Genomic DNA, 21,658 nt, shown 5'->3' on the forward strand with positions numbered 1-21,658 from the left:
CGCCCATCGTAGACGGGCGTGAGCGGGGCTCGGCCCGCGGTCGGAGCCTCAGCCCGCGTAGCGCTCGGGAACGATGAGCACCTGGCCGGGCTGGACGCTCGCGGAGTCGAGGCCGTTGATCGCGAGGATGTCGGCGACGACGTCGGCAGGGTTCGCCTCGGGGGCGAGAGTGCCGGCGAGAGACCACAGCGACTGGCCCGCCTGGACGGTCACCGTCGTCGACTGCTCGAGCCCTGAGGTCGCCGTCGCTCCCCCACCGTTGAGGGCGAGCATGACGAGCGCGATGACGAGAGGCAGCGAGACGAGCACGGCGATGACCGCGCGGCCGCGGCGCGTGAGACGCAGGCGGGTGCGCGCAACCGGGAGCGCGAAGCCACCGTCGTAGGTGCCGGTGCCGTAAGTGATGGAGCTCATCGCCGTTCTCCTTCTGACAAGTGGGCCTGGCTGACAACTGGGCCTGGTGGGGGGTGCAGGTGCCCCGGCAGCGGGGGAGCTGCCGGGGCAGGTACCCGATCTCGGCCGGGAGACGCGGGTACGAACCTGTGTTCCGAACATACCTTCGATCGAACACACTTTCAAGCCCCCGGCCTTTTTTCTCCACGAATCGGGCGACACACTCGAACAGATGTTTGAGTTGCACCCCACTCGTGGATAGAGTTTCGAGGGTTCGAGTGCAGTCAACGGCAGACCACCGACATTGGTCACACCGGCAGTGACGGCGGGCACTCGACACGAGACGAGGGAGAACCCCATGGCCGACGAGACCGTCGACATCAGCACGGCACCGAGCGCCGCCGCGCCCGGCACGCGCCGCCGCACGACGCTGAGCGACAAGCAGCGCGCCATCCTCGGGTTCATCCAGTCCTCGGTCGCGAGCCGGGGCTACCCGCCGAGCATGCGCGAGATCGGCGAGGCCGTCGGGCTCTCCTCGCTCTCGAGCGTCGCCCACCAGCTCGGCCAACTCGAGCTCAGCGGCTACCTGCGCCGCGACCCGAACCGGCCGCGCGCCCTCGAAGTGCTCATCGACCTCGAGCCCGACACGACCATCACGATCGACACCCCGGTCTCGACGAGCCCCTCCGTCGGCGACGCCGCCATGGTGCCCCTCGTCGGGCGCATCGCCGCGGGCATCCCGATCACCGCCGATCAGATGGTGGAGGAGGTCGTGCCGCTCCCCCGCCAGCTCGTCGGCAAGGGCGAGCTCTTCATGCTCACCGTCGTCGGCGACTCGATGATCGACGCCGCCATCTGCGACGGCGACTGGGTCGTCGTGCGCCAGCAGAACACCGCCGAGAACGGCGAGATCGTCGCCGCCATGCTCGACAACGAGGCGACCGTGAAGGTCTTCAAGCAGCGCGACGGCCACACCTGGTTGCTGCCCCGCAACTCGGCCTTCGAGCCGATCCTCGGCGACCACGCGACGATCCTCGGCAAGGTCGTCAGCGTCATGCGCAAGGTCTAGCGGGCTCCCGCCGTCGCGGTCGGTACCGCGGTTGTCGTGAACGGCTCGAGCTGCGCCGCCAGACCCGAGTTCACGAGGGCGTGCACGCGCGTGCCCTCCTCCTCGTAGGAAGTCTCGAGCACACGGCCGCGCTCGTGCACGAGCGAGACGAGGTCGCCCCGGTCGTACGGCACGACCGCGGTCACCTCGACCTCGGGGTCGGGCAGGGTCTCGGCGATGCGCGCGCGCAGCTCGTCGACCCCCTCCCCCGTCTTGGCGGAGACGAAGACCGCGCCGGGCACGAGGCCGCGCAGCAGGAGGCGCGCGTCGTCGTCCAGGAGGTCGCTCTTGTTGATGGCGACGATCTCGGGAAGATGGCGCGCATCCACCTCACCGATGACGTCCCGTACAGTCGCGAGCTGCGCAGCGGGGTCTGGGTGGGCGCCGTCGATGACGTGCACGATGACGTCGCTGTCGGCGACCTCCTCGAGCGTCGAGCGGAAGGCCTCGACGAGCTGGTGCGGCAGGTTGCGCACGAAGCCGACCGTGTCGGCGAGCGTGTAGGGCCGGCCCTCGGGCGTCGTCGTCTTGCGCACGGTCGGGTCGAGGGTGGCGAAGAGCGCGTTCTCGACGAGCACGCCCGCGCGCGTGAGGCGGTTGAGCAGGCTCGACTTGCCGGCGTTCGTGTACCCGGCGATCGCGACGCTCGGCACCGCGAAGCGGTCGCGGTTGGCGCGCTTGGCGGCACGAGCGGGCGCGAAGCCCTTGATCTGGCGGCGCAGCTTCGACATGCGGGTGTGGATGCGGCGGCGGTCGAGCTCGATCTTCGTCTCACCCGGGCCACGGCTACCCATGCCGGCCCCGGCGCCGCCGACCTGGCCACCGGCCTGGCGCGACATCGACTCGCCCCAGCCGCGCAGGCGCGGCAGCAGGTACTCGAGCTGCGCGAGCTCGACCTGCGCCTTGCCCTCGCGGCTCTTGGCGTGCTGGCTGAAGATGTCGAGGATGACGGCGGTGCGGTCGATGACCTTGACCTTCACGACGTCTTCGAGGGCGCGCCGCTGACTGGGGGCGAGCTCGGTGTCGGCGATGACGGTGTCGGCGCCGAGCTCCTTGACGATGAGGCCGAGCTCGGCGGCCTTGCCCTTGCCGAGGTAGGTGCTCGGGTCGGGGTTCGGTCGGCGCTGCAGCAGGCCGTCGAGCACGACGGCGCCCGCGGTCTCGGCGAGGGCGGCGAGCTCGCGCAACGAGTTCTCGGCCTCGTCGAGGGCGCCCTGCGCGTAGATGCCGATGAGGATGACGTTCTCGAGCCGCAGCTGCCGGTACTCGACCTCGGTGACGTCTTCGAGCTCGGTGGAGAGGCCGCCGACGCGGCGCAGGGCCGCACGATCCTCGCGGTCGAACTGGTCGCCGTCGCGGTCGTGCGCGTAGTCGTTGTCGACCTGCAGGGCGGCGGCACGGCCGCCGTGCAGCGTCACCGAGCGGGCGTGCGAGTCGGCGTTCGCCAGGACGCGCGCCACAGCATCCGCCCCCGCATCGCGCGGCGCGGAAGTATCGCCGGCCTCGGAAGCCGGGTTCTGCGGGTCTGTCTCGGTCATCGTCGCTCACTGTACTCGCGTTACTTCGGTAGATTCTGGTGTCATGGCGGCCGACCACTACTTCAGCGATCAGCCGCGCGGCGAACTCGTGCTCTCTCCGCTCAGCGTCACGCTCGCCGACCGCGAGGTCGAGGTGGTCACGGCCGGCGGCGTCTTCAGCCCGCGCGCTCTCGATGCGGGCACCCGCGTGCTGCTCACCTCCGTGCCTCCCCCGCCCACGACCGGCCACGTGCTCGACCTCGGGTGCGGCTGGGGGCCGATCGCCCTGAGCCTCGCCCTGCGCTCCCCCGAGGCGACGGTGTGGGCGGTCGACGTCAACGAGCGCTCCCTCGACCTCACACGCCGCAACGCCGCCCGGCTCGGCCTCACGAACATCACGCCAGTGCGGCCCGAGCAGGTGCCCGATGACGTGCGCTTCTCGTGCATCTGGTCGAACCCGCCCATCCGCGTCGGCAAGAACGAATTGCACGGGATGCTCGAGCACTGGGTTCCCCGCCTCGACGACGATGCCTCCGCCTGGCTCGTCGTCGCCCGCAACCTCGGGTCGGACTCGCTGCAGCGCTGGCTCGAGGAGTCGTTCGGCGCGTGGTCGACCGTCAGCCGTGCGGCGACCCAGAAGGGCTACCGCGTGCTGCGGGTGCGTCGCACGAACTCTGCCGCCGAGTAGCGGTGCGCGTCCCTCGACGAGCGAGTTTCTAGACCAGGAGCGTGCCGTCGAACACGAGCTCGGCGGGCCCACTGAGGGCCGCGTGCTCGCCGTCCTCCGCCGCGAAGACGCGCACGCCCAGCACGCCGCCGGGAACCTCGACGCGCCACTCCGTCGGGGCCGAGGGGCCCGCCCAGTGCCGCACGGCGAGAGCGGCCGCCACGGCGCCCGTGCCGCAGGAGAGCGTCTCACCGCTGCCGCGCTCGTGCACGCGCATGCGGATGCGCCCCACGCCGTCGACGACGAGGGGGTCGGCGGGCACGACGAACTCGACGTTCGCGCCGGCCTCGGGCGCGGGGTCGAGCACAGGCGCCTCGCTCAGGTCGACCGACTCGAGCTCGGCCTCGCTCGCGAGCGCGACGACGACGTGCGGGTTGCCGACGGAGATGCCGAGGCCGGGGCGCGGCACGGGCAGCGCACGCGCGGTCACGGTCGGCTCGCCGCCGTGGAGCGACCAGCGGCCGAGGTCGGCGGCGAAGCCGTCGGCGAGGCGGTGCACGTCGCGCACTCCCGACCGCGTCCCGATCGGCAGCGACTGCCCCTCCTCGAGGGTCGCGAGCCCGTTCTCGAGGAGGTACCGCACGAAGACGCGGATGCCGTTACCGCACATCTCGGAGGGGCTGCCGTCGGCGTTCGTGTAGTCCATGAACCACTCCGCGTCCGGGTCCTCCGCGAGCGCGGCGGCACCCTCGGGAAGGTTCGCCGACCGCACGGCGCGGATGACGCCGTCGCCGCCGACGCCGAAATGCCGGTCGGCGAGGGCCGCGCGCTGCGGCGCCGTCAGCGGCCGGTCGCCCGCCGGGTCGGAGTACAGGACGAAGTCGTTGCCGGTGCCGTGGCCCTTCGTGAAGCGCAGGAGCGAGGTCATCTCTCCATCGTATCGACGCCGTCACCTGCACCGTTGCCGTCGCCTGGGCCGTCGCTGCCGCTGTCGCCACCGAGTGCGCGCATCGCCTGGTCGAGCCGGTCGTCGGCCGCCGCATCGATCCAGCGCACGCTCTCGTCGCGGCGGAACCAGCTCACCTGGCGCCGCGCGTAGCGCCGCGTGAGGGCCTGCGTTTCCTCGATGGCCTCGCGCTCGGAGAGGCGACCCGCGAGCTGGCCGATCGCCTGCGCGTAGCCGATCGCGCGGCTCGCCGTCACCCCGCGCTCGAGGCCCTGCGGCAGCAGGCCGCGCACCTCGTCGAGCAGCCCGGCACGCCACATGCCCTCGACGCGCGCGTCGAGACGCGGCACGAGCGCCGAGCGCTCGAGGTGCAGACCCACCTGCCGGTAGGGGCGCCAGGGGCGCTCCCGCGCGGCGAGCCCGGCGCTGAAGGGCTCACCGGTGAGGTCGCCGACCTCGAGCGCGCGCACGATGCGGCGGCCGTTGTGCGGCCCGATCGCGTCGGCGGCGACGGGGTCGCGCTGCCGCAGCTCCTCGTGCAGGGCGGCGAGCCCGCGCTCGGCGAGCACGCCCTCCCAGTGCGCGCGGCGCTCGGGGTCGGTGCCCGGAAACTGGAAGTCGGTCAGCACGGCGGCGACGTAGAGGCCTGAGCCGCCGACGAGCAGCGGTGTGGCGCCGCGCTCGGTGATGGCGTCGATCGTGCGCCGGGCATCCTCTTGATAGCGCGCGACGGACGCCTCCTCGGTGACGTCCAGGACGTCGAGGAGGTGGTGCGGGATGCCCTCGCGATCGCTCGGGGGCAGCTTGGCCGTGCCGATGTCCATGCCGCGGTAGAGCTGCATGGCGTCGGCGTTGACGATCTCCACCGGGCGCCCGGCGTCGGTCCAGCGTCGCGCGAGCGCGAGGGCCAGGTCGCTCTTGCCGGTACCCGTGGCGCCGACGACGGCGAGGATCACGAGCGGGCGCGCAGCCCCGGCAGACCGAGGGAGACCCGCGCGCCCGCCGCCGGCGCGCCAGCCGCCTGTGCACCCGCCGCGGGCACGGCGCACGACTCGGCCTGGGCGCGGTCCCACGCGTCGCCGGAGCGGGTGCGGCGGATGCGCAGCGGGCCGGGCTCGTCGGCGAGCAGGTGGAAGGGCGCGGCGCGCGTGATGACCGCGGTGACGATGTCGCCGGGGCGGGGGCGCTCGCCCTCGTGCGGCAGGGCAACGTGCACGAGCCGGCCGTCTTCGGCGCGACCGGTGAGGCGCTCGCTTTCGGCATCCTTGCGGCCTTCGGCGCTCGACACGAGCACGTGCACCTCGCGACCCACCTGGTTCTGGTTCTCCTCGAGGCTGATGCGCTCCTGCAGGGCGACGAGGCGCTCGTAGCGCTCCTGCACGACCTCCTTGGGCACCTGGTCGTCCATCGTCGCGGCGGGCGTACCGGGGCGGATGGAGTACTGGAAGGTGAAGGCGCTCGCGAACCGGGAATGCTCGACGACGCGCAGGGTCTCGGCGAAGTCCTCCTCCGTCTCGCCCGGGAAGCCGACGATGATGTCGGTCGTGATCGCGGCGTGCGGGATGCGCGTGCGCACCCGGTCGAGGATGCCGAGAAACTTCTCGCTGCGATAGGAGCGCCGCATGGCCTTGAGGATGCGGTCGGAGCCCGACTGCAGGGGCATGTGCAGCTGGGGCGTGACGGCGGGCGTCTCGGCCATGGCGTCGATGACGTCGTCGGTGAAAGCGGCGGGGTGGGGGCTCGTGAAACGCAGGCGCTCGAGGCCGTCGATGTGGCCTGCGGCGCGCAGGAGCTTGCCGAAGGCGAGGCGGTCGCCGAACTCGACGCCGTAGGAGTTGACGTTCTGGCCGAGCAGCGTGACCTCGATGGCACCGTCGTCGACGAGCGCCTGCAGCTCGGCGAGGACGTCGCCGGGCCGGCGATCCTTCTCTTTGCCGCGCAGGGCGGGAACGATGCAGAACGTGCAGGTGTTGTTGCAGCCGACGGAGATGCTCACCCACCCGCTGTGGGTCGACTCGCGCCGCGTGGGGAGGGTGGAGGGGAAGGTCTCGAGGGATTCGAGGATCTCGAGCTGGGCCTCGCCGTTGTGCCGCGCGCGCTCGAGCAGGGCGGGAAGGGACCCCATGTTGTGGGTGCCGAAGACGACGTCGACGTAGGGCGCCTTCTCGAGGATGACGCTCTTGTCTTTCTGGGCGAGGCACCCGCCGACGGCGATCTGCATGTCGCCGCCGCGCTCACGCTTGACGCTCGCGAGCATCCCGAGGTTGCCGTAGAGCTTGTTGTCGGCGTTCTCGCGCACGGCGCACGTGTTGATGACGACGACGTCCGCGTCGCCGTCCTCGGCCCGGACGTAGCCCGCAGCTTCGAGCGAGCCGCTCAGCCGCTCGGAGTCGTGCACGTTCATCTGACAGCCGAACGTGCGCACCTGGTAGGTGCGCGTGCGCTCGAGGATGGGCGCGGACATGCTGCCAGTTTACGCGCGCTCTGCGCCTCGCACCGCGACCCTGCTGCCGCGCTTCCTGCGTCACCGACTCGTGCAGCAGACCCAGCATTCACAAGAGACCTAGCCAAACTGAACGATCAAGAGAAATACACCTAAAGACAAGAAAAGTACCCCGCCTATCCGAGCCTGGATGTGCTGGTTCCTCTGTCGAGCCTTCTCGGCGTGTTTCTCTCTTCCGAATGCGTCAAAAATGGACGCGTTGATTTGCACGAGAATTGACGGTCTTATGGTTCCGACAAGACCAAAGGCGAGAAACACTGTGGCAACAAGGAGAACGAGCGCCGGCGGAGCCATGCTCGAGCTACCCCCCAATCTGAATCGAATGTACTTGGTTGAGGCTACAGCCGGCCCGAAGGCCGGAGGACCAGCCGACCTCCGCGTTGTAATCATCAGGTCCCGCGAAGCCTGCTTGACCGTAGACCCCCACGGGTCCCACAGCGCCGGTGCACTGTCCGTAAGTTGACACGCCCGCTCCCGTACCCCACGCATGGCCGACGTTGCCAGTGAGGCCCAGCGCCGGGCCAACCCAATATCCGAGAAGCAAGTAGGCCTTCCCGCTCGCGAATCCGAGACCGACAGAACCGCACACCAACGCGCAACCCTCCACATTCGCGCTCAGGCCAGTCCGGAGATTAGCCCCAGGCAACTCGGAGATCGTGATCAGTGGGGTTTGACGCGTAGGCCCCGGACTTCCGCTTGAAAGGCGGGGTCGCGTCGGTAGTGCGGGTCCAGCGATGAGGCGTTCCACGAGAGATGGTCCTCCGCCGCGCTGGCCCTTGACTCGACGCCGGAGATCCGCCGATGCAGAACGACCGTCCGAGATTGCGGTGCACTTTCCACCGCTTGCAACACGACACTGAACCATTCCGGTCAAGTCGAGTTTGTTGATCGGATCGGTCGGATACACGTACGAGTTGTCCACCCCACCCTCGACCGGGTCGACGCTGAGGAACCTGCCCAGCGCCGGCACATAGACCCGTGCCCCCATTTGCACGATCGCGACCGAACCCTGATGCTCATACAACTTCCGATGCCCGCCCACGAACGCGTAGTCCGCATCCCCTTCGGCGTTGTCGATCACCGCATCATCCGCACCCGTGGTGCCGATACGGCCCGTGGTCGGGTCGATGGGCTGCCCGAATGGATCAAACCGCACCACCCCAGCTGAGCGCACTCCGGCGCCGTCGGCCTCCAGGACGATCGAGCCCTGCAGGTTCGGATACGACCACTGCTCACGCGCCTCAGACCCCAGCACGAAGCGCACTGCTGCACCCCCGGGAAGGGAGACCGTGTATTCGGAGACCTGGTCTTGAGCATCCAGAACCAGACCCGACACGTCAGCAGCCGCCGCATGCGCGTACCGCGTCGCCGACTGCTCAATGCCATCGACCGTGACCGTGCGGGCCACGATGCGGTTGGTCACATCGCGGGTGTAGGACACTGAATCCCCCCGGCGTGTTCGGAGACTCGATTCCTTGGAAGGATCAGTCTCATGGCACGACCCAACAAGTATCCGCGCGAGCTTCGTGAGCGCGCAGTCCGCATGGTCGCCGAGGTGCGGCCTGACTATCCCAGCGAGCACGCCGCGATCACCGCGGTCGCCGGCATGCTCGGCATCGGCTCGCCCGAAACGGTCCGAACCTGGATTCGGCGGCAGCAGGTCGATGTCGGCCAACGGCCGGGGGTGACCACCGAGGCGCAGGCGGAGATCAAGAAGCTCAAACGAGAGAACGCCGAGTTGCGGCGGGCGAACGAGATATTGAAGGCGGCTTCGGCTTTCTTCGCGGCCGAACTCGACCGGCCAGCGAAGCGATAGTCGCGTTCATCACCGACCACAAGGACCGCAATGATGGTGGCCTGCGATGGGGTGTCGAGTCGATCTGCGCCGTGCTCACCCAGCATGAGGTGAAGATCGCCCCATCGACCTACTATGACGCCCGCAAGCGTCGACCCTCAGCGCGGCAGGTGTCCGATGAGCGGTGGAAGCCGATCGTGCTGGGCTGCTGGCAGCGGCAACGGCGCGTGCTGGGCGCTCGGAAGCTCTGGTTGCGTCTGCGCCGCGAGGGCCACGACATTGCCCGTTGCACGGTGGAGCGCCTCATGCGCGAGCTCGGCATCGCTGGCGTGCGACGTGGGAAACGCACCAATCCGGTCGATGCTGACCCGCGCGAGACCAGACCTGCCGACCTTGTCGATCGGCATTTCGCCAGGTTCCGCACGAACCAACTCTGGGTCGCTGACTTCACCTACGTGTGGTCGTGGTCCGGATGGGTTTACGTCGCGTTCGTGTTCGATGTTCACTCCCGCCGCATCCTGGGCTGGCGGGCGGCGACGAGAATGACGACGCCGCTGGTGCTCGACTGCCTGGAGATGGCGTTCTGGACCAGGCGCCGCGAGGGCGTCGCCGACTTCGCCGGACTGACGCATCACACCGATGCCGGCAGCGTCTATACGTCCATTGCCTTCACCGACCGCCTGATCGAGGAAGGCATCGACCCCTCGGTTGGATCCGTCGGCGACGCCTACGACAACTCCCTCGCGGAGTCCCAGATCGGACTCTATAAGACCGAGTTGATCCATCACGAAGGGCCCTGGCGAAACGTCGATCAGGTCGAGGCCGCGACCGCGGACTGGGTGCAGTGGTTTAACACCGAACGCATCCACAGTTCGATCGATGACCTCACCCCGATCGAACTGGAGCAGCTCGAATATGCTCTGACCGAGCCCCTCGAACAAGCGGGCTGACACCAGCAATACGCTCTCCGAACACGCCGGGGGGATTCACACCGTCGTGGCCACACCAGCATCAGTGACCGTGGTCGACAGGTGACGGTTCGCCAGATCGAACTCGAGACTCTGGTCGGCCAGAGTCGTCGTGTTGCCGTGCGCGTCATACGCCAACTCGGCAGGGGCGAGACCGTCAGCGACCGGGTTCGCCTCCGGGATCGCATCACCGGTGACACCCGTGAGTGCGGGGCCAAGATCTGGAACGAACGCACGCGCCAGGAGCTCAGCACTCGGTGCGTCATGTCGGACTCGGGGTTGGTAGAGGAAAAGCAAGGGCTGCTCAGGGCGTCGGCTTGGCTCGTCGGGATCGCGTCCAGATGTAGGCCTGTCCGAAGCCAACGGATGTGAAGAAGCAGAAGAGCACGATCGCGGTTACCAAGACACCCCCTTCGACACCGAACACGTACCCGGCAATGACTGAGACCGGGACTTGGATTGCGACTGAGAAGCCGATCAGTGGAAACCCAACTAGGGAGATCAAGATGAAGAGCCACCCGGGCGCGTTCACATACTGAGCCGCCGCGGAGAGAGCCGAGCCCAATAGCCCCACCACTAGTGCATATGTCATACACCTGCGAACTTCAATTCTTGTCACGATATCTCCGTAGTGTGATCGGACGGTTGGGCAGGAGGCATATTGGCTTGCTCCCTACGGTATGGCTGTCGCGAGCGAGCCCCAGTAGTAGGTCGAGAACTGGTCGTAGAGAAAATCGTTTCCTGCCGGATTCGGGGCGGAACTGACACCAGTCACCGTCATGCAAGTCGCAGCCTCACCTCGGCAATCGAAAAATTGAAAGTGCACGACGCCGGGGTGGGCGGGATGCCCCTCGAGTGCCTTGAAAGTCCACGAAGAGCCGTTGTTTTGAACTACCTCCACCCAGCCGCTACTCCCTGCGATGTCCGCAGAGACGGGAAGTAGCGTGGTGAAGATTCTTTGACCCTCGGCGCCCAGCTTGAGATCGTCGTTGGATCCGTCTGCTCGCATGACTGGCGGAAACACCTTCCCAAGATTCGATCCAACAAACCCCTTCGCCTTGACTGGCGAAAGCTTCTTCGAGACGCGGTAGGTGTGGCTGTAGCTCCAAGTCGATACACCGGAGCCCATGCCCCCACAAACGCTGTAGCCCCGACGACACCGGATTGCGCCGCTCAGATCCATCATGTTGATCGGGTCGGTCGGATACACGTACGAGTTGTCCACCCCACCCTCGACCGGATCCACACTGAGGAACCTGCCCAACGCCGGCACATACACCCGTGCCCCCATTTGCACGATCGCGACCGAACCCTGATGCTCATACAACTTCCGATGCCCACCCACGAACGCGTAATCCGCATCGCCTTCGGCGTTGTCGATCACCGCATCATCCGCACCCGTGGTGCCGATTCGGCCCGTTGTCGGGTCGATGGGCTGCCCGAACGGATCGAACCGCACCACTGATGCTGAGCGCACTCCGTCACCGTCGGCCTCCAGGACGATCGAACCCTGCAGGTTCGGATACGACCACTGCTCACGCGCCTCAGACCCCAGCACGAAGCGCACTGCTGCACCCCCGGGAAGGGAGACCGTGTATTCGGAGACCTGGTCTAGTGCATCCAGAACCAGACCCGACACGTCAGCAGCCGCCGCATGCGCGTACCGCGTCGCCGACTGCTCGACACCATCGACGGTGACCGTGCGGGCCACGATGCGGTTGGTCACATCGCGCGTGTAAGACACCTTCGTGGCCACGCCAGCATCAGTGACCGTGGTCGACAGGTGCCGGTTCGCCAGATCGAACTCCAACGACTGGTCGGCCAGGGTCGTCGTGTTGCCGTGCGCGTCATACGCCAACTCAGCAGGGGCGAGGCCGTCGGCGACCGGGTTCGCCTCCGGGATCGCATCACCGGTGACCGTGGAGGCCAGCAGACGGTCTGCCTGGTCGTAGCAGTACGACGTCGACGTCTCCGTCACCGTCGGGACGCCCTCCGCATGCACGGTGTGCTTGTCGGTATAGGAGGTGCGGTTGCCGTTCAGGCCCGCGTTCGCCACCGCACCCGTTATGCCCGCCGTCGTGCAGGCCACGATGCGGTTGGGCACATCGCGCGTGGAGGACACCTCTAGGCTCCTGGCTGGAGCAGCTCCAGTCGTCGTACGAGCGAGCCGAAGTATTCGAGGCAGCTCTCCTCGAACTCAGTGTCGACGGAGAGCAGCAGACAGTTGCCTCGAACGACCAGGTTGCCTCGTCGGAGATCGACGCCCAGGAAGGTGTAATCCTCCGTGTCGCCGTCGGTGCCGGAGAACCCCACCTCTCGCCAGGCTACGATCCGCACGTCCGCACCTTCAGCGGCAAATTCGGGGGATTGAACACGCTCGCTCGCGATGCGTTCAATGCTGGTGGCTTGGAAGCCCTCACCCACGTAGCCGGTTGCGCAGGCCTCGACCAGACCGTCCCGAGCACGCAGCAGTTCTGCCGCCTGCGCCGGCGAGTCGAAGAGCCGACCATGGCCCTCGAGCGTGGACCCCACGTCGCTTCGCCACACATCGATCGAGGCCACAGGATCGTCACTGGAACCGTCTGTCAAGAGAATCGGCCGAAGCAGGAGCAGGTTCTCGCACTCCTCGGGATCGATATCCGATCCCAGAAGTTCAAGCTCCTCGTCGAGGGCCTGGCCAGCCGGAACAAGCCCCGCGCCCGCGGTGGCCTCGCTGACAAACTCGGCACTCAGCCTGGGAGTGACCTCGGGCAGTTCGAGCGCCCGCTCGTCGAATACCGGCTCCGCAGCAGGCAGGGCGATGCACCCTGTCAGGCAGATCGACGCAGCAGCAAGCACGGCGCCAGTACGAAACAGCATCGACGGCAGAGACCTCACAGGAACCTCATCTCGGGAAACCCTGATCGCGCTGTGCGCGCGACGAGCACCCGACGAACCACTCGACGTGATGCATGCTCAGCCTGAGGCCAACTGGGTCGCGGTGTCAATCCACCGCCGCGCTCATCGCTGATTGCCGTAGCGCTAGATCGACCCGCGAAACCCCTAGTGGAACTGGACGCGGTGCACGGTGTCGCCGCCGTAGCCGCTGTCGCGCTCGTCGAGCGCCTGACGCGCGGCCTCGCGCGCGCCGCTGCCGCCGTGACCCTTGCGGGCCAGGAAGTCGACGAGGCGACGCTCGGCCGTCGTGCGGTCGAGGCCTCCCAGGCGCCGAGCGCGATCACGCGCGAGCTCGAGAACAAGATCGTCGCCGTCCTCCTCCTCGGCCTCGCTCAGCGCCTCCTCGATCGCGTCGCGGTCGATCTTGCGACGCATGAGCTCTTGGCGCAGCGCCGAGGGCCCCAGCTTCTTGCGGGTGCGGAGCCGCTCCACGAGGTCGGCCGCGAGTGCGCGGTCGTCAATGAGGCCGACGCGCTCGAGCCGGTCGAGCTCGGACTCGGCCACGCACACATCGATCTCGCGCCGCAGCAGGAGGTCGCCGATCTCGGCGCGCGACTGCCCGCGACGGGTGAGCGCGTGCATCGTGATGTTCTCGGCCCGACGCTCCTGGGCCGCATACTCGGAGTCTGCGTCACCCTCGCCGAGGCTTTCCGCCTCAGCCTCCGCGCGCGCGAGGATCTCCGCCTCGCGCGCGCCGGGCAGGTACGTGACGGGGGCGAGCGCGTCCTCCCCGCCCGAACCGCTGAGGCTCATCAGGCGCCCGCTGCCTTCGGCAGAGCGGGCTCGTCGGCGACCACGGGTGCGGCACTCGCCGGCGCCTTGCCCTTCGCGGCTGCTGCGGCGGGACCAGCCACGGCGACCGGCTCGAACTCGGCGATCTTCTCGCCGATGCCGAGCTTGGCGAGAATCTTCGTCTCGATCTCGGCCGCCATCGTCGGGTTCTCGATGAGGAAGTTGCGGGCGTTCTCCTTGCCCTGGCCGAGCTGGTCGCCGTCGTAGGTGTACCAGGCGCCCGACTTGCGCACGATCTCGTGCTCCACACCGAAATCGATGAGGCTGCCCTCGCGCGAGATGCCGACGCCGTAGAGGATGTCGAACTCGGCCTGCTTGAACGGCGGCGCCATCTTGTTCTTGACGACCTTGACGCGCGTGCGGTTGCCGACCGCGTCGGTGCCGTCCTTCAGCGTCTCGATGCGGCGGATGTCGAGGCGCACGGAGGCGTAGAACTTGAGCGCCTTGCCGCCCGCGGTCGTCTCGGGGCTGCCGAAGAACACGCCGATCTTCTCGCGCAGCTGGTTGATGAAGATCATCGAGGTACCGGTCGAGTTGAGGCCACCCGTGAGCTTGCGCAGCGCCTGCGACATGAGGCGCGCCTGGAGGCCGACGTGGCTGTCACCCATCTCGCCCTCGATCTCGGCGCGCGGCACGAGAGCCGCGACAGAGTCGATGACGACGAGGTCGATCGAGCCGGAGCGGATGAGCATGTCGGCGATCTCGAGCGCCTGCTCCCCCGTGTCGGGCTGCGAGACGAGGAGCTGGTCGATGTCGACGCCGAGCTTCTGCGCGTAGTCGGGATCGAGAGCGTGCTCGGCGTCGATGAACGCCGCGATGCCGCCCGACTTCTGCACGTTCGCGATGGCGTGGAGGGTGAGCGTCGTCTTACCCGAGGACTCCGGGCCGTAGATCTCGATGACGCGGCCGCGCGGCAGGCCTCCGATACCGAGGGCGACATCCAGTGCGATCGAGCCGGTCGGGATGACCGGAACGGGTGCGCGCTCGTCGGAGCCGAGGCGCATGACGCTGCCCTTGCCGAACTGACGGTCGATCTGAGCGAGGGCGGTCTCGAGGGACTTCTCGCGGTCTGCAACTGAGGGCATTGCGGTCTCCTTCATTCTCGATAGCGGGTGCCTGTCTTCTGTCGCTCCTCGTCCGGCCGATGGAGCAAGGCCGGGCGTCTCGCGACAAGGCGTGACGGCGTTCGCCGACGAGACCGACGGTACGCGCGTGCACCGACATTGGCCGGTGCGACGCGCACTCCGTGGGCTACTCGTGTTCGAGTGCCGCTGGGGAGGAGTCTACGCAGAAGGGGAACGAATGTTCGAACGCCAGCACGCGCGGCGTGTCGAGGCCGCGCGTCTCGCCCGCTGCAGACCGAGGGTCAGGCGCGCTTCGGCTCCGGGCGACCCGCCCCGTACCAGCGCTCGCGCGGAACATCCATCGCAGCGCACAGAGCCAGCCACACCTCTCGCGGCGGCGCGCCCGCGGAGAGCGCCTCGTCGGCCGTGCGCTCCCCCAGCGCCGTCACCACGACGTCGCGCACGATGGTGCGCCCGTAGGCCTCGCCGAACTCGTCGGCGATGGCACGGGAGAACTCGCTGCGGGTCAGTGTCTGGCCTCGGTGTCTCGACTCGGCAGTGCGGGAGCGCCTAGTGCATCGCGAAGTCGGCGTCGAACTCGGCCACGAGCTCGTCCGGCAGCGTGTCAGGCACGACAGTGACGCTATTGATGTCGACGCTCGTGATGTCGACGCCCTCGATGACGGCGAGCCGGTCGCCCACTTCACGCATGATGATGGAGATGGGCGTATCGAGCGCGTCGGCGACCGACGCGAGAATCTCGCTGCTGGCCTCCTTCTGGCCGCGCTCCACCTCACTCAGGTACCCGAGAGCCACGCTCGCACGGCTCGCCACCTGGCGCAGCGTGCGGCCTTTCTGCAGGCGCACGTCGCGGAGGACCTCGCCGATTTCCTGTCGAACCAGAACCATGAGGCGCCCCCTTCTCTCGTCGTCTCGTGATGCCGGGAGGGACACTCTACCCCTCGCGGTTGGGTCAAACTCTAGCCGTCAGCACCTGTGGGGAGCATGTCAGCTTGCTGTCTGTAACACGACCGTCATCGATGCTATTCCCGTGAGCCGACACTCTCGGCGAGGAGCTCGATCGCGGCGTCGACGGCCTGCGCGCGAATCTGCGCACGATCGCCCGAGAAGCGGTGCTCGCGCACGAGCGTGCGCCGAGCATCCGCGACCGCCACGTAGACGAGGCCCACGGGCGCCGCCCCGGAGGCATCGGGGCCGGCCTCGCCCGTCGTCGCGACGCCGACATCGGCCGGCTCGTCGCCGACGGAGGCTGCGGTGCGCGCCCCCTCCGCCATGCGCGAGGCGACCTCCGGATGCACGGCACCGTGCCGCACGAGGAGCGCCCGCGGCACGCCGAGCAGGCTCGCCTTGAGGGGTGTCGCGTAGGCCACGACGGCCCCGCGCACGACGGCCGAGGCGCCCGGCACGCTCACGAACGCGTCGCAGAGCATCCCGCCCGTGAGGGACTCGGCGAACGCGAGAGTCTCGCCTCGCCGCTCGAGCGCCGCGAGCACCTCGGCGGCTCCTCGGTGCTCGCGCGTCATCGCGACCGCGTCACTGCGAGCGTGCGCGGTTATGCCGCCACGCCTGCACGAGGTAGTCGAGGCCCGTCACGACCGTGAGCACGAGCGCCGCCGTCATGAGCGTCGTGTTGACGATGTGAATCCACTCGCCGAACAGCTGCCACAGCGGCACGAGAGCGAACGAGATCGCGACCGCCTGCACGACCGTCTTGAGCTTGCCGCCGCGCGAGGCCGGGATCACCCGGTCGCGCAGCATCGCGAAGCGGAAGAGCGTGATGCCCCACTCGCGCACGAGGATCACCACGACGACCCAGACGGGCAGCTCGGCGAGCACGGCGAGCATCACGAGAGCGGCGCCGGTGAGGAGCTTGTCGGCGATCGGATCGAGCAGGATGCCCAGGTCGGTCACGAGATTGCGGCGCCGGGCGAGCATGCCGTCCACACCGTCCGTCGCGATCGCGAGGATGAAGAGGGCAGCCGCCGCGAGCCGCAGCCAGCCGTCCTGCCCGCCGTCGAGCACCAGGAGCAGCACGAACACCGGCGCGAGCAGGATGCGCACGACCGTGATGATGTTCGCGAGATTGCCGCTCGACGCCGGGGTCTCGCCGTGCCGCACGACGCGGCCGCGCAACGAGTAGGTGCGGGGGTCGGGCTCGGTCACGGGCGCAGACCCCTCTCGACTCGTCGGACCGGCGCGGAGCCGGCGTGGCTACTCGCGGTCGGTGAGATTCCAGGCGTCCTCGTCGGAGGGGCCTTCCACCTCAGGATACCCCCGCGTCATGTCCTCAACGGGGTCGGAGCCGGGGTGCGCGGAGGAGCTCGCCGCGGGGGCTGCGGCGGGCGCGGCCGAGGGTGCAGAGCTGGGCGCATCCTCACCGCGGAGGCGGGCGAGCACCTCGGGAAGCTGCTCGACGCTCACGAGCACGTCGCGCGCCTTCGAGCCCTCCGAGGGGCCGACGATCTCGCGGGACTCGAGGAGATCCATGAGGCGCCCCGCCTTCGCGAAGCCCACGCGGAGCTTGCGCTGCAGCATCGACGTCGAGCCGAACTGCGTGCTGATGACGAGCTCTGCCGCCGCGAGGAGCACCTCGAGGTCGTCACCGATGTCGGCGTCGATCTCGCGCTTCTGCGTCTCCGCCGCGACGTCGTCTCGGTACTCGGGGATCGCCTGCTTCTTGACGTGCTCGACGACCTTCGCGATCTCGTCCTCTGTGACCCACGCACCCTGGACGCGCATCGACTTCGAGGCTCCCATGGGCAGGAAGAGCGCGTCGCCCTGCCCGATGAGGCGCTCGGCGCCCTGCTGGTCGAGGATCACGCGGCTGTCGGTCATGCTCGAGACCGCGAAGGCGAGGCGGCTGGGCACGTTGGCCTTGATGAGGCCCGTCACGACGTCGACGCTCGGGCGCTGGGTGGCGAGCACGAGGTGGATGCCGCTCGCGCGGGCGAGCTGCGTGATGCGCACGATCGAATCCTCGACGTCTCGCGGGGCGACCATCATGAGATCGGCGAGCTCGTCGACCACGACGAGCAGGTACGGGTAGGGCTGCAGGCGGCGCTGGCTGCCCTCCGGCAGCTGGATCTCGTTCGCGAGCACCGCGCGGTTGAAGTCGTCGATGTGGCGGAACCCGAACGACGCGAGGTCGTCGTACCGCATGTCCATCTCCTTCACGACCCACTGCAGCGCCTCTGCAGCCTTCTTCGGGTTCGTGATGATGGGCGTGATGAGGTGCGGCACGCCCTGATAGGCGGCGAGCTCGACGCGCTTGGGGTCGACGAGCACCATGCGCACCTCGGCCGGCTTCGCCCGCATGAGCACGCTCGTGATCATCGAGTTGATGAAGCTCGACTTGCCCGACCCGGTCGAGCCGGCCACCAGGAGGTGGGGCATCTTCGCGAGGTTCGCGACGACGTAGCCACCCTCGACGTCCTTGCCAACGCCGATCGTCATGGGGTGCAGGGCCTTGCCCGCCGAACTCGAGCGCAGCACGTCGCCGAGCGACACGATCTCGCGGTCGACGTTCGGAATCTCCACGCCGATCGCGCTCTTGCCCGGAATCGGCGAGAGGATCGTGACCTCGTTGCTCGCGACCGCGTACGAGATGTTCTTCGTCAGGCGCGTGAAGGCCTCGACCTTCACGCCCGGGCCGAGTTCGATCTCGTAGCGCGTGACCGACGGGCCGCGGCTGAAGCCCGTCACCTTCGCGTCGACCTCGAACTGCGTGAGCACGTCGGTGATCGACGCGACGACCGCCTCGTTCGCGGCCGACTTCGACTTCGGCGGCGTGCCCGGCTCGAGGATCGACGCCGCCGGCAGACGGTAGGGCGCTGTGGTCTTCTCGCCCGTCTTCGTGCCCGACCTCGGCGTCCCCTCTGCGGGCGCCGCCTCGTCGAACTCGCCCGCCGCGCCCTTCTCGCTCGCGCGAGAGGTGAAGCCCGGCAGCACCGCGGGCTGCACCTCGCCCGCGCCCTCGCGCGCGCGGCCCGGCTGCTCGCCCGTGAAACGCTGGACGGCCTGCTCCGCCTCGTCGAGCACGGCGGCGAGGTCGCCCGTGACCTTGGCTCGGGCATCCTGATCAATGACCTCGGTCGCGTTGTCGCGCTCGACGGCGCTGTCGAACGGTGCGGGGGCATCCCGACCGGGCTTGCCCTTGCGCCACCACGGCATCGACGAGCTGTCGTTCATGTCGAGGCCCAGATCCGTGAGCGAGCCGAACTCCTCCGTCGGCGCCTCCTTCTCGGCCTTCTGCTTCGGCTCGCGCGGCGTCAGCTCCGCGCCGAACAGGTAGGCGTAGAGCTCGCGCAGGCGATCGCCGATGCGGTTCGGCGGCGTCTTCGTCATGATGAGCACGCCCAGCAGCAGCAGCACCGCGAACAGCGGCACCGCGACCCACACGCTCGCGAGCAGCACGGGGCTCGCGACGATCCAGCCGAGCACACCGCCCGCGCGCGCGAGCACGACCGCACCCTCGCTCGGCTGCGGCGCTCCGAGCGCGATGTGGCACAGGGCACTCACGCTCAGGATCATGAGCCCCAGGCCGATGCCGATGCGCGTGTTGTCGTGCACGCTCGCCGGGTGGCGGAACAGCCACGCCGCGAACAGGATCATGATGACCGGCAGGGCGAAGGCGACGCGGCCCAGCAGCCCGCCGAACGTCCACGCGTCGAGCGCGATCGCGACCGGGTCGGTCGCGAAGAACCACTCGACGATCGCGCCGACGGTCGCGAGCAGGACGATGAGGAACGGCATGCCGTCGCGGCGCTCGTCCTTCGCGAGGGTCTCGCGGCCGAGCATCCGGAACAGGCCGCCGGTCGCGTGGGCCATGCCCATCCAGATGACGGTCAGGATGCCCGGCTCTGCGCTCGGCGGTGGCAGGCGCTTCGTGGCCTGCGTGCGGGAGGACCCCCCGCGCGAACCAGCGCCCGACTTCGGGCGCGCCGAGGAAGCGCGCGTGCGCGACGAGGAGCGCGTCGAAGCCATGCGCCCACGGTACCCGCGGGGTGCGACGGGAGCCCCGCCGACACGCGCCGCGGACGGCGTTCGCGGCCGAGTGAACTAGACCGGGCAGCCGCCGAGGCCGCCGTCCGAGCCCGCGATCGTGAATCCCGGCGTTCCCGAGGGCACAGCCGTCATGCCCAGCACGGTGTCGATGAACTCGGGCTCCCAGTAGGGTGCGATGTCGGGATCCTCGATCGCCACCTCGAAGACGATGCGGCCGCCGGGACCGTCCACGAGGTAGAACTGCGAGATGCGTACCCCGCCCTCGCCGCCGGGTCCGACGATATCCGGGTAGGCGGCCAGCAATTCGTCGACCGTCGAACCCACGCGGATGCCCTCGTCGGTGGGGAAGTCGTCCAGGCCGTAGACCTGCACGCCCTCGACGATGCCGGCATCGCTCACGCCCACCACGAAGATGCGACCCCCCTCGGGGCCCGCGTACAGCGGGATCGCATCCCACGCCCCGGCTCCCGGGTCACCAGGGCCGACGCCTGAGATCTCGGAGACGCAGAGGTCGTCGTCGAACACGATCATCGCCGTCGGGTCGTCCGGCGCGGGAGCCGGTTCGCCGATCACGAGCGTTCCGAGGCCGTCGGGGCGCAGAACGAGGTCGGCGCGGGCGGGCGGTTCGGTCGGCTCCGGGGTCGACGTCGGTGTCGGCGCGGCCTCGAGCGTGGGCGTCGGCGTCGGCGATGCTGAGGGCTCGACCGGCTCTGGCGTGCAGCCGACGAGCAGCAGCAGACCGGCTGCCGTCACAGCCGAGAGAGCCGACACTCGACGCGTGCTCATACCGAGACGCTAGCGAGACCTCCACGCCCGCGTCGAGACGTGCGCCTCACGCTTGAGTAACGACCGGCACGATCATCCGGCGTCGGCGGTAGAAGCGCGCCGGCCCGCGTCTGCCGCCCGCGAGGTCAACTGAAGTTGCAGCCGCCCACACCGTTGCCGCTTGCCGCCACCGAGAAGACGCCGAATGCCGGCACGACCGCGTGGATGTAGACCACCTCGCCATCGGGAATTCCGGTCGACCCCCAGTACTCGGCCTTGTCGTCAGTGGACTGCGACACGACCTCGATCTGCAGCAGACCCGACGGACCCGAGATGACGAAGATGTCGGTCAGATAGCTCTCGGCGACAGAAGCCCCCGGGTAGGCGGCCTCCACGTCGGCACGCGAGTCTCCGATGCGGATGCCCTCATCGGTCGGGATATCAGCCGAGTACAGGTCGATGCGCGTCACGGCGTTGCCCTCCGACTCGTCGACGCCGACACCGAACGGATTGCCGCCGAAACTCGGCGTCGCCGGCAGACGATACGAAGGATCGATGAACCAGCCGCCGGCCTCAGGATCGCCCGCCACGATGCCGAACGACTCGCCCGTCTCCGCGTCGGTACACCCCTCCGGCTCGAAAGCGACCATCCGCAGCGCCGGATCCGAGACGGGAGGCTCGCCGAGGAGCAGCGGGCCGAGCCCGTCCGGACTGAGCTCCAGATCGGCCAGAGCTGGACGCGACAGGGGTGTGGGCGTGGGTTCCGCCTCGGCAGTCTCCGATGCGGACGGGGTCTCCGTCGGAGACGCGGAGGGTAGCGGGGCAAGAGGCAGCGTGCACCCCGTCAGCGCGACGAGCGACGCCGCGCCCAGGGTGAGGAGACCGATTCGCGTGCGCATCGAGATGCTCATGGTGGACAACCTAGTCTCCCAGCACTCCGACGCGCGAGTAATGGGTCAGCTCGATCTCGCTACGCCTCGCGCGCCGCCCGCAGCGGCGCGCCATCCAGCGCCGTTTGCGTCATCGAGGCTATGCCTCGCCCGCGCCGCACCGCGGCGCGCCATCCAGCGCCGATTGCGTCATCGAGGCTATGCCTCGCCCGCGCCGCACCGCGGCGCGCCATCCAGCGCCGATTGCGTCATCGAGGCTACGCCTCGCCCGCGCCGCACCGCGGCGCG

The 21,658-nt window shown here is 68.8% G+C and carries 20 protein-coding genes; 3 read left to right on the forward strand and 17 right to left on the reverse strand.

The annotated features are described in order from the left end of the window. Positions 1 to 48: 48 nt before the first annotated feature. On the reverse strand, positions 49 to 414 hold the full coding sequence (locus tag HUJ41_RS07740; RefSeq protein WP_179872071.1) for a LysM peptidoglycan-binding domain-containing protein: 366 nt from the start codon (positions 412 to 414) through the stop codon (positions 49 to 51). A 337-nt stretch (positions 415 to 751) separates the two neighbouring features. Here HUJ41_RS07740 and lexA point away from each other — a divergent pair, with 337 nt between their 5' ends. After that, entirely contained in the window at positions 752 to 1,462 is a 711-nt protein-coding gene (gene lexA / locus HUJ41_RS07745) for a transcriptional repressor LexA (protein ID WP_152582754.1), read from the forward strand. Here the strand turns inward: lexA and hflX are convergent. Then, positions 1,459 to 3,039, reverse strand: a complete 1,581-nt coding sequence (gene hflX / locus HUJ41_RS07750; RefSeq protein ID WP_179872072.1) for a GTPase HflX — start codon at positions 3,037 to 3,039, stop codon at positions 1,459 to 1,461. The genes lexA and hflX overlap by 4 nt on opposite strands. 43 nt (positions 3,040 to 3,082) lie before the next feature. Here hflX and HUJ41_RS07755 point away from each other — a divergent pair, with 43 nt between their 5' ends. Further along, the gene (locus HUJ41_RS07755) at positions 3,083 to 3,706 is read left to right on the forward strand and encodes a class I SAM-dependent methyltransferase (protein ID WP_179872073.1); all 624 of its coding nucleotides are present in this window, start codon (positions 3,083 to 3,085) and stop codon (positions 3,704 to 3,706) included. 28 nt (positions 3,707 to 3,734) lie between these two features. Here HUJ41_RS07755 and dapF read toward each other — a convergent pair whose 3' ends face one another. The 4 genes from dapF to HUJ41_RS07775 all read right to left on the reverse strand — a co-directional run bounded on the left by dapF (position 3,735) and on the right by HUJ41_RS07775 (position 8,557). Further along, the gene (gene dapF, locus HUJ41_RS07760; RefSeq protein ID WP_179872074.1) at positions 3,735 to 4,613 is read right to left on the reverse strand and encodes a diaminopimelate epimerase; all 879 of its coding nucleotides are present in this window, start codon (positions 4,611 to 4,613) and stop codon (positions 3,735 to 3,737) included. Continuing rightward, entirely contained in the window at positions 4,610 to 5,587 is a 978-nt protein-coding gene (gene miaA, locus HUJ41_RS07765) for a tRNA (adenosine(37)-N6)-dimethylallyltransferase MiaA (RefSeq protein ID WP_218925589.1), read from the reverse strand. The genes dapF and miaA overlap by 4 nt, the downstream gene beginning before the upstream one ends. Then, positions 5,584 to 7,095 carry a tRNA (N6-isopentenyl adenosine(37)-C2)-methylthiotransferase MiaB gene (gene miaB, locus HUJ41_RS07770; protein WP_179872075.1) on the reverse strand — a complete coding sequence of 504 codons (1,512 nt, stop codon included), beginning with the start codon at positions 7,093 to 7,095 and terminating at the stop codon, positions 5,584 to 5,586. Before miaB ends, miaA begins: the two co-directional genes overlap by 4 nt. 340 nt (positions 7,096 to 7,435) lie before the next feature. Further along, the gene (locus HUJ41_RS07775; protein WP_218925590.1) at positions 7,436 to 8,557 is read right to left on the reverse strand and encodes an RHS repeat-associated core domain-containing protein; all 1,122 of its coding nucleotides are present in this window, start codon (positions 8,555 to 8,557) and stop codon (positions 7,436 to 7,438) included. Between the two features lie 69 nt (positions 8,558 to 8,626). Here HUJ41_RS07775 and HUJ41_RS07780 point away from each other — a divergent pair. Next, a protein-coding gene (locus tag HUJ41_RS07780) for an IS3 family transposase (RefSeq protein ID WP_179872076.1) occupies positions 8,627 to 9,879 on the forward strand; the annotation gives its coding sequence in 2 pieces (ribosomal slippage) (positions 8,627 to 8,909 and positions 8,909 to 9,879; 1,254 coding nt in all). A gap of 691 nt (positions 9,880 to 10,570) precedes the next feature. Here HUJ41_RS07780 and HUJ41_RS07785 read toward each other — a convergent pair. From HUJ41_RS07785 to HUJ41_RS07835, 11 genes are all read right to left on the reverse strand, one after another. Continuing rightward, entirely contained in the window at positions 10,571 to 12,019 is a 1,449-nt protein-coding gene (locus HUJ41_RS07785; RefSeq protein ID WP_179872077.1) for an RHS repeat-associated core domain-containing protein, read from the reverse strand. A 2-nt stretch (positions 12,020 to 12,021) separates the two neighbouring features. Next, positions 12,022 to 12,774, reverse strand: coding sequence for a hypothetical protein (locus HUJ41_RS07790; RefSeq protein WP_179872078.1), 753 nt, complete (start codon positions 12,772 to 12,774; stop codon positions 12,022 to 12,024). Positions 12,775 to 12,939: 165 nt separating this feature from the next. Continuing rightward, positions 12,940 to 13,587 carry a regulatory protein RecX gene (locus HUJ41_RS07795; RefSeq protein ID WP_179872079.1) on the reverse strand — a complete coding sequence of 216 codons (648 nt, stop codon included), beginning with the start codon at positions 13,585 to 13,587 and terminating at the stop codon, positions 12,940 to 12,942. Further along, positions 13,587 to 14,711, reverse strand: a complete 1,125-nt coding sequence (recA, locus tag HUJ41_RS07800) for a recombinase RecA (RefSeq protein ID WP_179872080.1) — start codon at positions 14,709 to 14,711, stop codon at positions 13,587 to 13,589. The genes HUJ41_RS07795 and recA overlap by 1 nt, the downstream gene beginning before the upstream one ends. A 281-nt stretch (positions 14,712 to 14,992) precedes the next feature. Further along, positions 14,993 to 15,337, reverse strand: a complete 345-nt coding sequence (locus HUJ41_RS07805) for a DUF3046 domain-containing protein (RefSeq protein WP_431356484.1) — start codon at positions 15,335 to 15,337, stop codon at positions 14,993 to 14,995. Then, positions 15,261 to 15,599, reverse strand: a complete 339-nt coding sequence (locus HUJ41_RS07810; RefSeq protein WP_152582737.1) for a helix-turn-helix domain-containing protein — start codon at positions 15,597 to 15,599, stop codon at positions 15,261 to 15,263. Before HUJ41_RS07810 ends, HUJ41_RS07805 begins: the two co-directional genes overlap by 77 nt. 134 nt (positions 15,600 to 15,733) lie before the next feature. Next, complete coding sequence (locus HUJ41_RS07815; protein WP_179872081.1) at positions 15,734 to 16,234, reverse strand: CinA family protein; 501 nt, start codon at positions 16,232 to 16,234, stop codon at positions 15,734 to 15,736. Between the two features lie 10 nt (positions 16,235 to 16,244). Beyond that, positions 16,245 to 16,844, reverse strand: a complete 600-nt coding sequence (gene pgsA / locus HUJ41_RS07820) for a CDP-diacylglycerol--glycerol-3-phosphate 3-phosphatidyltransferase (protein ID WP_246299360.1) — start codon at positions 16,842 to 16,844, stop codon at positions 16,245 to 16,247. A 78-nt stretch (positions 16,845 to 16,922) separates the two neighbouring features. Further along, the gene (locus tag HUJ41_RS07825; protein WP_179872083.1) at positions 16,923 to 19,694 is read right to left on the reverse strand and encodes an FtsK/SpoIIIE family DNA translocase; all 2,772 of its coding nucleotides are present in this window, start codon (positions 19,692 to 19,694) and stop codon (positions 16,923 to 16,925) included. A gap of 75 nt (positions 19,695 to 19,769) precedes the next feature. After that, positions 19,770 to 20,501, reverse strand: a complete 732-nt coding sequence (locus tag HUJ41_RS07830; protein ID WP_179872084.1) for a hypothetical protein — start codon at positions 20,499 to 20,501, stop codon at positions 19,770 to 19,772. Positions 20,502 to 20,626: 125 nt separating this feature from the next. Next, on the reverse strand, positions 20,627 to 21,391 hold the full coding sequence (locus tag HUJ41_RS07835; RefSeq protein WP_179872085.1) for a hypothetical protein: 765 nt from the start codon (positions 21,389 to 21,391) through the stop codon (positions 20,627 to 20,629). Between the last annotated feature and the right edge of the window lie 267 nt (positions 21,392 to 21,658).

It is taken from the genome of Microcella indica, assembly GCF_013414345.1.
Classification (GTDB): Bacteria; Actinomycetota; Actinomycetes; order Actinomycetales; family Microbacteriaceae; genus Microcella; species Microcella indica.